General features: G+C 37.9%; 15 protein-coding genes and 1 other RNA gene. 11 read left to right on the forward strand and 5 right to left on the reverse strand.

Features of this window, described 5'->3' with window-relative positions:
- Positions 1–2: 2 nt before the first annotated feature.
- The 11 genes from rnpB (at position 3) to NZ923_04225 (ending at position 8924) form a co-directional block, all read left to right on the forward strand.
- Positions 3–416, forward strand: an RNA gene (gene rnpB, locus NZ923_04175) — RNase P RNA component class A.
- Between the two features lie 36 nt (positions 417–452).
- On the forward strand, positions 453–2156 hold the full coding sequence (recJ, locus tag NZ923_04180; GenBank protein MCS7229218.1) for a single-stranded-DNA-specific exonuclease RecJ: 1704 nt from the start codon (positions 453–455) through the stop codon (positions 2154–2156).
- A gap of 21 nt (positions 2157–2177) precedes the next feature.
- Positions 2178–2936 carry a YebC/PmpR family DNA-binding transcriptional regulator gene (locus NZ923_04185; GenBank protein ID MCS7229219.1) on the forward strand — a complete coding sequence of 253 codons (759 nt, stop codon included), beginning with the start codon at positions 2178–2180 and terminating at the stop codon, positions 2934–2936.
- A 22-nt stretch (positions 2937–2958) separates the two neighbouring features.
- A complete protein-coding gene (ruvC, locus tag NZ923_04190; protein ID MCS7229220.1) occupies positions 2959–3552 on the forward strand; it encodes a crossover junction endodeoxyribonuclease RuvC in 594 nt (197 codons plus the stop codon).
- Positions 3549–4157 (forward strand): Holliday junction branch migration protein RuvA, encoded by a 609-nt coding sequence (ruvA, locus tag NZ923_04195; GenBank protein MCS7229221.1) that lies wholly within the window; start codon positions 3549–3551, stop codon positions 4155–4157. Before ruvC ends, ruvA begins: the two co-directional genes overlap by 4 nt.
- 13 nt (positions 4158–4170) lie before the next feature.
- A complete protein-coding gene (locus NZ923_04200; protein ID MCS7229222.1) occupies positions 4171–4833 on the forward strand; it encodes a hypothetical protein in 663 nt (220 codons plus the stop codon).
- 29 nt (positions 4834–4862) lie between these two features.
- Entirely contained in the window at positions 4863–5618 is a 756-nt protein-coding gene (locus NZ923_04205; protein MCS7229223.1) for an RluA family pseudouridine synthase, read from the forward strand.
- A gap of 34 nt (positions 5619–5652) precedes the next feature.
- Complete coding sequence (locus tag NZ923_04210) at positions 5653–6336, forward strand: class I SAM-dependent methyltransferase (GenBank protein ID MCS7229224.1); 684 nt, start codon at positions 5653–5655, stop codon at positions 6334–6336.
- 15 nt (positions 6337–6351) lie between these two features.
- Positions 6352–7419, forward strand: a complete 1068-nt coding sequence (locus NZ923_04215) for an AIR synthase family protein (GenBank protein ID MCS7229225.1) — start codon at positions 6352–6354, stop codon at positions 7417–7419.
- Positions 7420–7421: 2 nt separating this feature from the next.
- Positions 7422–8084 (forward strand): thiamine phosphate synthase, encoded by a 663-nt coding sequence (gene thiE, locus NZ923_04220; protein MCS7229226.1) that lies wholly within the window; start codon positions 7422–7424, stop codon positions 8082–8084.
- A 6-nt stretch (positions 8085–8090) separates the two neighbouring features.
- Complete coding sequence (locus tag NZ923_04225) at positions 8091–8924, forward strand: ABC transporter substrate-binding protein (protein ID MCS7229227.1); 834 nt, start codon at positions 8091–8093, stop codon at positions 8922–8924.
- Here the strand turns inward: NZ923_04225 and uvrA are convergent.
- The 5 genes from uvrA to NZ923_04250 form a co-directional block, all read right to left on the reverse strand.
- Positions 8908–11745, reverse strand: a complete 2838-nt coding sequence (uvrA, locus tag NZ923_04230; GenBank protein ID MCS7229228.1) for an excinuclease ABC subunit UvrA — start codon at positions 11743–11745, stop codon at positions 8908–8910. The two genes, NZ923_04225 and uvrA, sit on opposite strands and share 17 nt — an antisense overlap.
- A 16-nt stretch (positions 11746–11761) precedes the next feature.
- Positions 11762–12268 carry an HAD hydrolase family protein gene (locus tag NZ923_04235; GenBank protein ID MCS7229229.1) on the reverse strand — a complete coding sequence of 169 codons (507 nt, stop codon included), beginning with the start codon at positions 12266–12268 and terminating at the stop codon, positions 11762–11764.
- A complete protein-coding gene (kdsA, locus tag NZ923_04240) occupies positions 12265–13107 on the reverse strand; it encodes a 3-deoxy-8-phosphooctulonate synthase (GenBank protein MCS7229230.1) in 843 nt (280 codons plus the stop codon). Before kdsA ends, NZ923_04235 begins: the two co-directional genes overlap by 4 nt.
- Positions 13108–13212: 105 nt before the next feature.
- Positions 13213–13566, reverse strand: a complete 354-nt coding sequence (locus NZ923_04245) for a methylglyoxal synthase (GenBank protein MCS7229231.1) — start codon at positions 13564–13566, stop codon at positions 13213–13215.
- A gap of 16 nt (positions 13567–13582) precedes the next feature.
- Positions 13583–13930 (reverse strand): hypothetical protein, encoded by a 348-nt coding sequence (locus NZ923_04250; protein MCS7229232.1) that lies wholly within the window; start codon positions 13928–13930, stop codon positions 13583–13585.
- Position 13931: the final 1 nt, after the last annotated feature.

Below are 13931 nucleotides of genomic sequence, written 5' to 3' on the forward strand. Positions count from 1 at the left end.
CTGGTGCGGGTTGGGCAGTTGCTCTCCTGTTTTTTAACAGGAGGGAGGAAAGTCCAAACTTCTTAGGGCGTTAAGTTCCGAGCAATCGGAAATTCCAGTGGCTACATCCGCTGGAAATGGAAAGTGCCACAGAAAACATACCGCCCCAACCTTTGGTTGGGGTAAGGGTGAAAAGGTGGGGTAAGAGCCCACCGTCCCGATAGCGATATCGGGAGCAGGGTAAACCCCTTATGAAGCAAGACCAAATAGGAGAGGACCTCTGTTCGGGAACGAACGGAGCCGAAGTTGCCCGCTTCGGCTTCATCCCGACTTTATGTTGGGACGAAGGACTCTCGGGTAGGTCGCAAAGAGAAATAACTGCCTCTCCCACTTCAAAGTGGGATAGACAGAATTTGGCTTACAAACCCGCACCAGCTTTTAAATTTTGAAACTTAAAAAATGGGTTGAAGAAATTGAAAAACAAATGGAAAATAATCCAGGTAGAAAAACCTGAACTTGTTAATAATCTTTCAAAAGATGCCAAAATTCCTAAACCAATCGCAAAGATCCTTGTCTCAAGAGGCATTGATTCGGTTGAGAAAGTGAACAGCTTTTTCAATCCGAGATTGGAGGACCTTCACGATCCATTTCTAATGGAGGATATGGAAAAAGCAGTTGAGAGAATTAGCAGGGCTATTCTGAACAAAGAGAAAATTTTAATTTATGGAGATTATGATGTTGATGGGACAACAGGTGCCTCAATGCTTTATCTTTTTTTAAGAGAACTTGGAGCAAATGTTGAAGTTTACATTCCAGATAGATTTAAAGAAGGTTATGGGATTTCAAAAATTGGCATTGAAAAAGCGCATCAGAAAGGCGTAAATGTGATGATAGCTGTTGATTGTGGGATAACCGCGATAAACGAAGTGAAAATTGCTCGTGAACTTGGCATTGATGTTATAATTTGTGATCATCATGAGCCTGGAGATGAAATACCCGAAGCTTTTGCAGTATTGAATCCTTTGAAAGAAACTTGTCCTTACCCTTTCAAATATCTATCTGGTTGCGGCGTTGCCTTCAAGCTTGTTCAAGCACTTCAGAAGAAATTCTCTTTTGACGAGATCCTTCCATTTCAATATCTTGATTTTGTTGCGGTCGCTGCTGCAGCGGACATCGTCCCGCTTATTGGGGAAAATAGAATCTTGGTTAAATATGGTCTTGAGCTTTTGAACTCGTCAAATCCACGAGTTTCGTTTCTTGCACTTCTTGAGAAAGCTGGATTAAGAAACAAAAAAATTAACACATGGCATATTGGCTTTGTAATAGGCCCGAGGATCAATGCGGTCGGTCGGCTTGGTGATGCAATTAGGGCTGTTGAATTTTTAATAAGTAATGATTATAACTCCGCTTCATATTGGGCTGAGCAGCTTCATCTTGAAAATGAAAGAAGGCAATCGCTTGATAGGGAAGCTTTTGAAGAAGCAGTTGAAATTATTGAAAGAGAAGAAATCTACAAAAAAGATAAAGTTTTCGTCCTATATAACGAAAACTGGCATCAGGGAGTTATAGGAATAGTTGCTTCAAAAATAGTTGAGAAGTATCATAGACCAACTATCCTTTTAACTTATGCCGATGGAGTGTTGAAAGGTTCAGCAAGAAGCATCCCGAACTTTGATATTTACCATGCTTTGAAAAAGTGTGAAAATACACTTATACAATTTGGAGGGCACAAGCATGCAGCTGGCATGGTTCTAAAACCTGAAAAATTTCAAGAGTTTAAAACGGCAATAAATAATTTTGCGGATGAATTTATAACTGATGATATGCTTATGCGTGAGATATGCATTGATGCTGTTGTTGATATTAATGAAATAGCAGGGCATATTTCGGAATACTGGAAGATTTTGAAAAATTTTGAGCCATACGGTCCTGGGAACCAAGAGCCAGTTTTCCTTTCAGCAAATGTCCCAATATCTGATGTCAGAATTTTTGGAAATAATCATTTAAAATTTAAAATTAAAGTGAATGGTCTGACGATAGATGCAATTGGCTATGGACTTAGCAAGTTTTATCCCGAGATCTTGGGCAGAGACAGAGCGAGCATCGTATTTAGTTTTGATGAAGGGCTTTGGAATGGTCAATCGGTTATACAGTTTAAAATTAAAGATTTAAAGTAAAAACTTAGGAGGTGTTAAACTATGTCTGGACATTCAAAATGGCATCAGATAAGACATAAGAAAGCAATAATTGACGCAAGAAAGGGAAAACTTTTCACAAAACTCATCAAAGAAATAACCGTTGCAGCGAAACAAGGCGGTGGTAATCCAGAAACAAACCCAAGATTGCGTCTTGCAATTCAGAACGCAAAGGCAGCAAACATGCCTTGGGAGAACATTGAAAGAGCAATTAAAAGAGGAACTGGAGAACTTCCAGGAGTAGCTTATGAAGAAGTCGTCTACGAAGGATATGGTCCAGGTGGAGTTGCGCTTTACATTGAGTCAACTACTGACAACAAAAACAGAACTGTTGCAGAGATAAGAAACATACTTAATCGTCACAACGGTAGCTTAGGGGAAGCTGGTTCTGTTGCTTGGATATTTGAAAGGAAAGGAGTTATCCAAATTCCAAAAGAATATGATGAAGACACAATACTTGCAATCATACTTGAAGCTGGGGCGGATGATTTGAAATCTTATGATACTTTCTTTGAAGTTATTACCGCGCCGGAAAATTTAGAACAGGTAAGGGAAGCACTTGAGAAAAACAATGTGAAAATTGACGATGCGAAGGTTAGAATGTTACCAAAGACGACCGTTAAAGTTGAAGGCAAGGATGCACAAACGCTTTTAAAACTTTTAGAAGCACTTGAAGATCACGACGATGTTCAAAATGTTTATTCAAACTTTGAAATTGATGATACGGTTCTTGCTGAATATAGCAAGCAAATGGGAGAGTAAAAATTTTTTATGGACAAAGTAAATGATAGTTCTCGGAATTGATCCAGGAAGCAACATTACAGGTTATGGTGTTGTCAAAGTTGAGGTAGAAGATAGCAAGATTGATAAAACGAGGTTGACGGCGATTGATTATGGTGCTATTAGAATTGATGAGCGAGATATTTTTCCAATCAGATTGAAAAAAATCTATGATAAGATAACCGAGATAATAAGCTTGCATAAACCGACGGAAGTTGCCATTGAAACAGCTTTCTATGGCAAAAATTTTCAATCCGCTTTTAAAATCGGACATGTTAGAGGTGTTGTAATTCTTTCTGCTGTGAATTTTGGAGCCTCTGTTTTTGAATACACGCCAAGAGAAGTAAAGAAAGCTGTCGTCGGCAGAGGAAGCGCAACGAAAGAACAAGTTCAGTTCATGGTGAAAGCAATTTTAAACTTGAAAAGTTTTCCAGAGTTTTACGATGTTTCTGATGCGCTTGCAGTTGCAATATGTCATATAAATAGAACTTATGTCCCAGAACAGATAAGATTTAGAGATTGGAAAGCATTTTTAAAGGCTCATCCAGAATTTTTGTCCGATGAGTCGGGGATAAAATTAAAACGAAAAGAGCGATGATATTTGCTCTTGAAGGAAAAGTTGTAAGCAAAGCACCAACAGAAATTGTAATTGATGTCGGCGGAGTAAATTACCTTGTGCATATTCCAGTTACGATTTATGATAAAATTGGGGATGTCGGATCAAATACAAAACTTTACACTTATCTTATTGTAAAAGACGAGGAAATGTTTTTATACGGCTTTTCAAGCATTGAGGAAAGGGAGTTCTTCAAAATGTTAATTTCTGTTTCAGGAATAGGTCCGAAGATGGCTCAGGCAATAATGTCGGGGATGAGCGTTGATGAGCTTAAAGAATCAATAGTTCGCGGAGATGTGTCAACACTTATTTCAATTCCGGGAGTTGGAAAGAAAACAGCAGAGCGAGTCATTGTTGAACTTCGTGATAAAATCGCGAAAATTGAATTTGCAGGGAAACACCCAGAGTTTGTATCATCCGATCAAGTTGAGGTAAGAAACGAAGCATTGCTTGCTCTTATTTCGCTTGGATTTACGCGACAATCCGCAGAAAAAGCAATTCGCCTTGCAATAAAGGAAAACGAAAAGAAGGAATTCACAGTAGAAGAACTTGTCAAACTCGCATTAAGGCATATAACTTCAAGATAAATTCAAAGTTAAAATGAAAAAATTCTTCGTATTTTTCCTCGCCTTAAACATTGTGATCGCTGGTGACCTTGAGAGATTTAAAATAAGAAACGATATTCTTTCTGGATCAACCACGGAAGGTAAAAAATCACCAGCTCTTGCCTTTGGTCTCTCACTTGCTGTCCCTGGACTTGGCGAGGCATATGTCAAAAGATTTGATATCGGGAGATATTTTCTTGCTTCTGAAATTTCACTTTGGCTTATTTATCTTGGGCTTAATGAATATGGACGGTGGCTAAATAACGACGCTATAAGTTTTGCTGTTGTTCACGCTGGGATTGATCCAAATGGAAAATCTGATGATTTCTTCGCTCATATTGAAAATTACCGAAGTGTTTATGATTACAATCTTAGGAAAGGGCGCGACAGAGATTATGAAAAGATCTACGACACAGAAAAATTTTATTGGTGGTGGGACTCGGACTTGTCAAGACAACGATATAAAAACATAAGAACGAAAAGTCGCGCTTTTAGATATTATGCGAAATTTGCCTTTGTTTTTATAATCACTAACCATTTCGCCTCCGCAATTGATGCTTTCATACTTGCAAGAAAACAAAACAAAAGTTTAAAACCTGAAGTAGGACTTGTTCTATCACCACATGGCTTAAATCTCTGTTTGAAAATTGATTTTTGAAATTCACCAATCAAATCATAATCACACCTATGAAAGCCCGAAATTTTGATGATGAAATTGAGATAATTTACGAAGACGATGATTTTGTCGTGATAAACAAACCCGCTGGGCTTTTAACCATTCCTGATAGATTTTCAAGATCGTTGCCGAACCTTTATGATATTTTAACCGAAAAATACGGAAGCATATTTGTAGTTCATCGCCTTGATAAAGAAACAAGTGGCGTTATATGTTTCGCAAAGAATGAAGAAGCACATTCGGATTTAAACGAGAAATTTGAGGAGCACGATGTTAAGAAAGTTTATCTTGCTTTGATAGCTGGACATTTGCGAAATAAAGAGGGAAGAATTGATATTCCTCTTTCTGAAAATCCGAAAGTCCCGGGCACGATGAGAGTTGATTATGAATCAGGGAAAAGGGCGATAACTGAATATAAGGTTTTGGAAGAATTTGAAAATTATTCACTTGTTGAAGCAAGACCGCTTACTGGACGATTGCACCAAATAAGAGTTCACTTCAAAGCAGTTGGACATCCGCTCGCGATTGATTCGCTTTATGGAAACAAAAGTGAAATTTTCTTGTCGGAAATAAAAAGAAAGTATAAAGCAAAGGAAGATGAAGTTGAAAAACCATTGATGAGTAGATTGACATTGCATGCGTTGAAGCTTGGATTTTTCCATTTCAGGCGAAAAGAATATGTTGAGTTTGAGGCAGGCTTGCCGAAAGATTTTGAAAGCTTGCTAAAGCAATTAAGAAAACACAGCGTGAAAGCAGAAAGCACTTAAAATTTTAATATCATAAAAAATTGGGAGAGCAAAAATGGTCAAGGAACAAAAATTCACACCTTGGTATTTTCAGCCAGAAATAGCAAAGGTTTATGAATCATTTTATGAGGGCAAGTATAAGGAAGCGGATATTCAAGAGAAAAATTTGTTAAAGTTTTTGCTTGACCAGATAGAGGGCGTAAGTGAAATTCTTGAGGTTGGATGTGGAACTGGGCACTTTACGAGGTGGTTGAATGCACTTGGATATAAAATCGTTGGAGCTGATATTTCGCCAGTGATGCTCGGAGTTGCAAAAGAATTGTGGAGCGATGGTAAATTTATAAATGCAAGATCTGAATTTTTACCATTCAAGGATAAAACTTTTGATGTTGTGCTTTATGTCGCTTGTCTTGAATATATGCCAGACCTCGTTAAAGTTTTTCGTGAGGCGGAGAGAGTTGCAAGGCGAGGAATTGTGATGGGATTAATGAATAGATGGAGCTTGCCAACGATAAGACGAATAATTCAAGTAAAACTCGGTAAAAATCCGTATTACTACAACGCAAAATTTTATTCGCTACCGATGATCAAGAGGGAAATAATGAAAGCGCTTGATGGAAAAAACTATGAGTTTCTTGATTGGCGTTGCGCTGTTTTTCCGAAAATTTTAGGAATAAAAAAACTTGCTAAAATTCCTTTTTTAGGCTCTTTCCTTGGCGTTGGAGTTAAATTCAAATAAAAACATCCTTGAAAAATGCAAGTAGATTTTCCAAAATTTGGCAAAGTTGGAAAGATATTTTTTGACAATGTAATTTATCCAAAACTTGGCGCGAAAAGAGATGAAGTTCTCGTCGGTCCAAATTATGGTTGCGATAACGCGGTTGTTAAGATAAACGACAGGCAAGTTATGATATTGACATCTGATCCGCTTTCAATTATCCCTGCGCTTGGATTAGAGGATTCAGCATGGCTTACGGTTCATCTTCTTGCGTCAGATCTTGCGACAAGTGGAATCCCGCCGATGTATGCGGTGCTTGATTTCAACCTTCCACCACAAATAACGAAAGAAGAATTTGAAATTTATTGGGATGCGTTTCATCGTGAATGTGAGAAACTTGGAATAGCAATAGTTGGAGGACATACGGGAAAATTTTTCGGTATTGATTACACAATCGTCGGAGGTGGGACATTTATAGCAATTGGTGATATTGATAAGTATCTCTCTTCAAACATGGCTAAACCTGGGGATAGAATCGTGATAACAAAAGGAGGAGCGATTGCAACCACAGGTATACTTGCTCGTGTCTTTCCAGAGACGATAGAAAGAAATTTCGGTTCTGACTTTTTGAAAGAGGCACAAAGTTATTTCAGAAAATTTTCAGTTGTTGACGATGCCTTAACTGCGGTTAAAATAGGTGTTCGTAATGATGGTGTTTCTGCAATGCACGATGCAACGGAAGGTGGTGTCTTCGGCGGAATCTACGAGATGGCGATCGCAAGCGGTTGCGGTGTTCATGTCTATAAAGAAAAAGTTAAAATTTCGGAGACGACAAGAAAGATTTGTGATCTATTTGAGATTGATCCATATATTTCGTTAAGCGAAGGGACATTGATAATCGCTGTTAAAGAGGAAAAAGTTTCTGAACTTGTTAATGTTCTCGCGGAAAATGGTATTGAATCATCAGAGGTGGGATATTTTGAAGAACCTTCGTATGGGCTATGGATTGAAAATCCTGATGGAAGTAAAGAAGCGCTTGTTTATCCCGAAGCAGATCCTTATTGGAACGCATACATAAACGCCATTAACAAAGGATGGAGGTAAAAATGAAAATAAAAGGTTTGTATTTTGTCGTTGATATATCGTTTGTTGAAAAAGTTGGCGTTGAAAAATTATCTGAAATTGTTGAAAGGGCTATAAAAGGAGGAGTTGATGTAATTCAGCTGTGGGCTGATGAAGCAAAGTGGCAGTTGAATTTTAAAGAGTTCTTTGATGTAGCGAAAAAACTAATTGATGTCGCTCATAAATACAATGTTCCCGTTCTAATTGCAAATGATGTTGAATTATGCGCAAAACTTAACGCTGATGGCATCCATCTTGATGGTTATGAGATACCTAAACAATCGGGCGAAGAAATAAGAGAAATCATTGGTTCTGATAAAATTATTGGTATCACCTGTGGAAATGACATCAAAAAGATTGAATGGGCAAAACAAAACGGTGTTGATTATATCTCCTTTTGTTCTATTTTCCCGACTTCTTCAGTTGATTCATGCGAGATAGTCCCGCTTGAAATGATAAAAAAGGCAAAAGAGATACTTGGAGAAGATTTCCCAGTTTTTGCATCTGGAGGAATAACCATTGAAAATGTGAGCGATGTTTTGACAGCAGGCGCAGATGGAGTTGCGGTGATCTCCGCTATAATGAAATCGGAAAACCCAGAGGAGGTTAGTTCAAAGTTTAAGGAAAAAATTCTCTCAGCAAAGTGATAAAGCATGCGCAAGGTTTATTGTGAAATTACAGGTAAAGAATTGACGCTTCCGGATAAATGTCAAAGAATTGTTAGTTTCAGTCCAGCGATCACAGAGGCACTTTTTGAGATGGGGCTTGGGGATTTCGTCGTTGGAGTTAGCGTTTACTGTGTAAGACCTGAAACCGCAAGGAAAAAGACGATCGTCGGAAGCTACAATACCTTCAAAGAAGACAAACTTATATCTTTGAACCCGGATATTATTTTCACTACAACAGGATACCAACTTGATCTCGTTAACAAAATTGCTGACAAGTTCGTCGTTTATCCTGTTCGCCTTCCGCCGAGCGTGGCGGAAATAATAGCAACATCTTACGAAGTTGGAGTTGTTGCAGGATATTTTTCGGAAGCGAGAGAGCTTGAGAGAAAACTAACTTTTGAATTTAGCAATATAATTTCAAACCAAAAGATAAGCCAGGTAAAACCGAAGGTTTACATTGAAATTGACCTTGGGGGACCGGTGACATTTGGAGCCTATAGTTATATTACCGACGCAATTGAATTACTTGGTGGTGTGAACATATTTGGTGATTATCCTGCGGAATGGCTTTTTCCCAACGATGAAAAAGTTAGAGAGCTAAATCCAGATGTTATAATTTACGAACCAAAGATGTTTTCAAAGAATAGGGACAGAGGGAAGATTGTGAGTTTTCTTCAAAACAGGTTTGGTCAGGTAAATGCGATAAAAAATGAAAAAGTTTTCATCACGCCTGGAATTTATGATTTCATAGCACATCATGGACCAAGTTTCATAACTCAATCAATGCGTTGGTTGAAAGACATCATTGAAGGTTTGTAAATAGCTCCTTTCTTAAAAATCTTCCAGTGTATGAGTTTGGATTTTGCGCTACTTCTTCTGGGGTCCCCTCCGCAACTATATAACCACCTTCATCGCCGCCTTCGGGACCAAGATCAATTATCCAATCGGCAACTTTTATAACTTCAAGGTTATGTTCAATGACTATTACAGTGTTACCTTTGTCCACAAGTTTATTTAAGACATCAAGCAACATTTTGATATCTTCAAAGTGTAATCCAGTTGTCGGCTCATCAAGTATATAAAGAGTTTTTCCAGTTGCGACTTTTGAGAGTTCAGTTGCAAGTTTAACTCTTTGTGCCTCCCCGCCTGACAATGTCGGTGCAGGTTGACCAAGTTTTATATAACCAAGTCCAACATCATGTAGAGTTTGAAGTTTTCGCTTTATGTTCGGTATATCCTTGAAGAACTCAAGCGCTTCGGAAACGGTCATATTTAAAACATCGCTTATAGATTTTCCTTTGTATCTTATTTCAAGTGTTTCTTTGTTATATCTTTTTCCTTTGCAAACATCGCAAACAACATAAACATCTGGAAGAAAGTGCATTTCAATCTTCTTAACGCCTGAACCTTCGCACGCTTCACATCTTCCGCCCTTCACATTAAAGCTAAATCTTCCAGGTTTGTACCCTCTAAGTCGGGATTCAGGAAGTTGGGAAAAAAGATCTCTTATGAAAGTGAAAACTCCAGTATAAGTTGCTGGATTTGAGCGTGGGGTTCTTCCAATTGGTGATTGGTCTATTTCAATGACTTTATCAATGTGTTCAATCCCTTCAATTGATTTGTAAGGCAGTGGTTCTTGGGTGGAATTATAAAAATGTTTCGCAAGTATTCTGTAAAGTGTCTCACTTATAAGCGTTGATTTTCCTGAACCGCTCACGCCCGTGATGCATATAAATTTTCCAAGTGGAAATTTAACATCAATGTTTTTCAGATTATTTCCAGTTGCGCCTCTCAGGATTAGATATTTCCCGTTTCCTTGTCTTCTTTTTTGTGGGATTTCAATTTTCTTTTCACCTTTTAAATATTGCGCCGTTAATGATCTACTATCAAGCTCGTGTGGTTTTCCAATTGCGATGACATATCCACCATTTTCGCCAGCACCAGGTCCGAGGTCTATAACGAAATCAGCATTTTCAATCGTTTCTTTGTCGTGTTCAACAACGATAACTGTATTTCCAAGGTCGCGCAGTTTTTTCAGAGATTGAATTAGCTTAATGTTATCTCGCTGATGCAAACCTATGCTTGGTTCATCAAGCACATATAAAACTCCAGAAAGTTGAGAACCAATTTGTGTTGCGAGACGAATGCGTTGTGATTCGCCACCTGAAAGAGTTTTTGCAGGTCTATCAAGCGTTAAATAATCAAGTCCAACGTCAATGAGAAATTTCAATCTTGATTTTATTTCTTTCAAAATTTGGCTTGCGATTATAAGCTCTCGCTCTGTTAATTTTAGGTTTTCAAAAAATTCGTAAGCTGATTTTATTGGCATTGAAACTATTTCATCAATACCTATCTTCTTGCCAGTTTCTGCATCAATAATTTTCACAGCAAGTGATGATTTTTTCAATCTTTTACCTTGGCATTCTTGGCACGGTTGACTGCTCATAAATCGTTCAACCCATTGCCTAACGCTATCTGATGTTGTAATCGTGTAAACTTTTTTTAGATAGTTTATCACGCCATCAAATTTATCGGTGTATGTCGTGGTATATCCATCGGAATATCTATATTTGACTGAAAATTTTTCATCTTCAGCTCCGTAGAGAAGTATTTTAACTTGCTCTTTTGATAGTTTTTTGAATGGCTTTTCAAGATCAATATCATATCTTTTGGCGACCGCTTTTAAAAGAGACCATTCCCAGTTATCCTTTTCTTTCCCGTATGGAGCGATAGCGCCTTCCGAGATTGAAAGCGAAGGGTTCGGAATTATAAGTTTCAAATCAAACTCCATTTTTTCTCCAAGCCCATTGCATTCGGAGCACGCGCCATATTTGGAATTAAATGAGAATGAATTAGGGGAAAGTTCTTCATAGCTTATATTGCAATCAACGCAAGCGAAATGCTTGCTGAAAAATAAATCTTTTTCTCCATCGTTTACGATCACTGAGTTATTTCCGTATTCAAGAGCAAGTTCAACTGCCTCGTAAATTCTTCTTCTTGATTCTTTTGAGATGGTGAGTTTATCAATTAAGATTTCAATGTTGTGAATTTTATATCTGTCCACTTGCATTCCTGGGGTTATCTCTCTTACCTCACCATCAACTCTCACTCGTAGAAAGCCATCTCTTGAAATCTTTTCAAAAAGCTCTCTGTAATGACCTTTTCTTCCGCGGACGACTGGAGCAAAAATTTCAATTTTAACACCGTTACCAATCTTCAGTATGCTTTCAACAATTTGATCTGTTGATTGTTTTTGAACTCGCTTTCCACAATTATAACAAAATTGAACTCCAATCTTTGCAAATAGTAGTCGCAGGTAATCGTAAATTTCCGTCACGGTGCCAACGGTTGAGCGAGGGTTATGGCTTACAGATTTTTGATCAATTGATATAGCTGGGCTCAAACCATCTATTAAATCAACATCTGGCTTTTCCATTATGTCAAGGAATTGTCTTGCGTATGCTGATAGAGATTCAACATATCTTCTTTGTCCCTCTGCGTAAATTGTATCAAACGCAAGTGATGATTTACCTGAGCCTGAAATGCCAGTGATAACTATAAATTTGTTTCGTGGTATATCAAGATTTATATTTTTTAAATTGTGTTGCCTTGCCCCGCGGATTATGATCTTATCCAACATCTTTTTATTTACAACTTCAAATTTTTTTCTGTGCCTTCAATATGAAATCAATTATTTCCCTTACCGCTCCATTTCCTCCTGATGCAGAAGCAACATAGTCAACGACTCTCTTAACTTCGTTTCTTGCGTTTGCAGGTGCAGCGCTGAAACCAACTTTTTTCAAAAGCGGAATATCAAGTATGTCATCGCCAACATAGCAAAATTGTTCTGGTTTGAGGTTGTATTTTTCGGCGAGCATTTCAAAAGGTTTCACTTTGTCAATCGCACTTTGAATCAAATCCGTTATCCCAAGCTCGCTTGCCCTTTTTTTGATTATGTCAGATTCTCTTCCAGTGATAATTCCAACCTTTAGGTCAAGCTCAATAGCTCTTACGATGCCAAATCCGTCCTGCGCATTGAAAATTTTTATCTCCCCGCAGTTTGAAGAATAAATTATGCTCCCATCTGTTAAGACGCCGTCAACATCAAGAAGTATCATTTTAACTTTTTTAGCTTTTTCAAGTGCGTCTTTTTTTGCTTTCATTTGGCAACAGTTGTTTGTTCAAATTTTTTAACGAGCTCATCTATTTGTTTGACTTGGCTTAATAGTTCATATAAGTAATCAAGTTTTAGCTGGCTTGCCGCATCGCTTAAAGCTCTTGATGGTTCTGGATGTGTTTCAAGGAATATCGCATCAACTCCGACGGCAACAGCAGCTCTTGCGATGTGAAATATAAACTCAGGTCTTCCGCCAGATTTCTCTCCAACGCTTGGCAATTGAACTGAATGAGTGGCATCTATTACGACAGGATAACCTGTTGAGCGCATAATTGGTAAGGAGCGCATGTCAACGACGAGATTATGATATCCAAATGTCGTCCCTCGTTCGGTTAACAAAATTTTTTCATTTCCAGTTGAAGCAACCTTTTCAGCTGCATATTTCATATCTTCTGGTGCCATAAATTGACCTTTTTTTATATTAACTGCTTTTCCCGTTTTTCCAGCGGCAATCAGTAGTTCCGTTTGTCTGCAGAGGAAGGCCGGTATTTGAAGTACATCAACATATTCAGCAGCCATCTCCGCTTCCGGTTCTGAATGAATGTCGGTGAGGATTGGGATGTCAAGTTCTTTTTTAATTTGCGCAAGGATTTCAAGCGCTAATTTTTCACCAATCGTTGAAAAACCCTTTAAACTTGTCCTATTTGCTTTTTTATAACTTGATTTAAAAATAAAAGGCATTCCAAGTTCGGTTGTGATCTGTTTAGCTCGTTTGGCTGTTTCGTAAGTTATTTCGTAATTCTCAACTACGCAAGGTCCAGCTATGACGACGATTGGATTTCCACCGCCGATTTTTATGTTTCCAACTTCAACTATCTTTGTCATAACGATTTGCATAATTTTTTTATCAAAAATAAAAAAGTGGGATCTCAAATCAAAAATCCATACGGCTTTGGATAAATGTTGCTTTAAAAGGGCAAAGAATGTTATTTAGCGTGTGGTCTCGCTTGGATTTGTGGCTTCGCTTGAAATCGCATTTATGATGATCTCCGCAGTTGCAAGATTCGTCGCAAGTGGGATATTGTAAACATCACAAACTCTCATTAATGTTTTAATGTCGGGATCGTGTGGGTGAGGTTCAAGCGGATCGTGAAGAAAGATAACAGCGTCGCATTTACCTTGCACAACAAGTGCTGCGATTTCCACATCACCACCATATGGACCTGAATGATATGCTTTGATTTTTAAACCTGTTTTTTCCTTTACAAGTTTAGCGGTCGTTCCGGTTCCAATTAAATTGAATTTTTCAAGTTTCTTTTTGTTTTGAGTTGCAAATGCAACCATGTCCGCTTTTTTTCTATCATGGGCTATCAATGCTACTGTTTTCGGTTTCACCGCCGTTTTTTGCTTTCTTTTTGAGAAAGATAAACCAAATTGGGGATTGGATTACGGTCGCGATTGTGATAACTATTGTATCGTGTAATGCTTTTAATTTAGTTGTCATCTCTCTTCCGATGAAGAAAAACTGGGCTAAAAATCCCCCAACTTGCAAAGCGACGAAAAACAAAACGAACAGAAAAATTAAAATTAGAAAAGCGGATTTTAAACCGCCCTTTTTATTATGTCTGTAGCCAAGTACGGAAAAAACTACGATGTGAGCAATGTAAAAGATAACATTTACAAGTCCAAGGATTTCTTCAGTTTTCAAG

This window comes from Candidatus Kryptonium sp., from assembly GCA_025060635.1.
Taxonomy (GTDB): Bacteria; Bacteroidota; Ignavibacteria; order Kryptoniales; family Kryptoniaceae; genus Kryptonium.

Coding starts and splice junctions, on each gene's coding strand:
- ruvA (MCS7229221.1), top strand. CDS start 3,549: ATGATATTTGCTCTTGAAGGAAAAGTTGTAAGCAAAGCACCAACAGAA.
- NZ923_04245 (MCS7229231.1), bottom strand. CDS start 13,566: ATGGTTGCATTTGCAACTCAAAACAAAAAGAAACTTGAAAAATTCAAT.
- kdsA (MCS7229230.1), bottom strand. CDS start 13,107: ATGACAAAGATAGTTGAAGTTGGAAACATAAAAATCGGCGGTGGAAAT.
- NZ923_04185 (MCS7229219.1), top strand. CDS start 2,178: ATGTCTGGACATTCAAAATGGCATCAGATAAGACATAAGAAAGCAATA.
- thiE (MCS7229226.1), top strand. CDS start 7,422: ATGAAAATAAAAGGTTTGTATTTTGTCGTTGATATATCGTTTGTTGAA.
- NZ923_04225 (MCS7229227.1), top strand. CDS start 8,091: ATGCGCAAGGTTTATTGTGAAATTACAGGTAAAGAATTGACGCTTCCG.
- NZ923_04210 (MCS7229224.1), top strand. CDS start 5,653: ATGGTCAAGGAACAAAAATTCACACCTTGGTATTTTCAGCCAGAAATA.
- NZ923_04205 (MCS7229223.1), top strand. CDS start 4,863: ATGAAAGCCCGAAATTTTGATGATGAAATTGAGATAATTTACGAAGAC.
- NZ923_04200 (MCS7229222.1), top strand. CDS start 4,171: ATGAAAAAATTCTTCGTATTTTTCCTCGCCTTAAACATTGTGATCGCT.
- ruvC (MCS7229220.1), top strand. CDS start 2,959: ATGATAGTTCTCGGAATTGATCCAGGAAGCAACATTACAGGTTATGGT.
- NZ923_04215 (MCS7229225.1), top strand. CDS start 6,352: ATGCAAGTAGATTTTCCAAAATTTGGCAAAGTTGGAAAGATATTTTTT.
- uvrA (MCS7229228.1), bottom strand. CDS start 11,745: ATGTTGGATAAGATCATAATCCGCGGGGCAAGGCAACACAATTTAAAA.
- NZ923_04235 (MCS7229229.1), bottom strand. CDS start 12,268: ATGAAAGCAAAAAAAGACGCACTTGAAAAAGCTAAAAAAGTTAAAATG.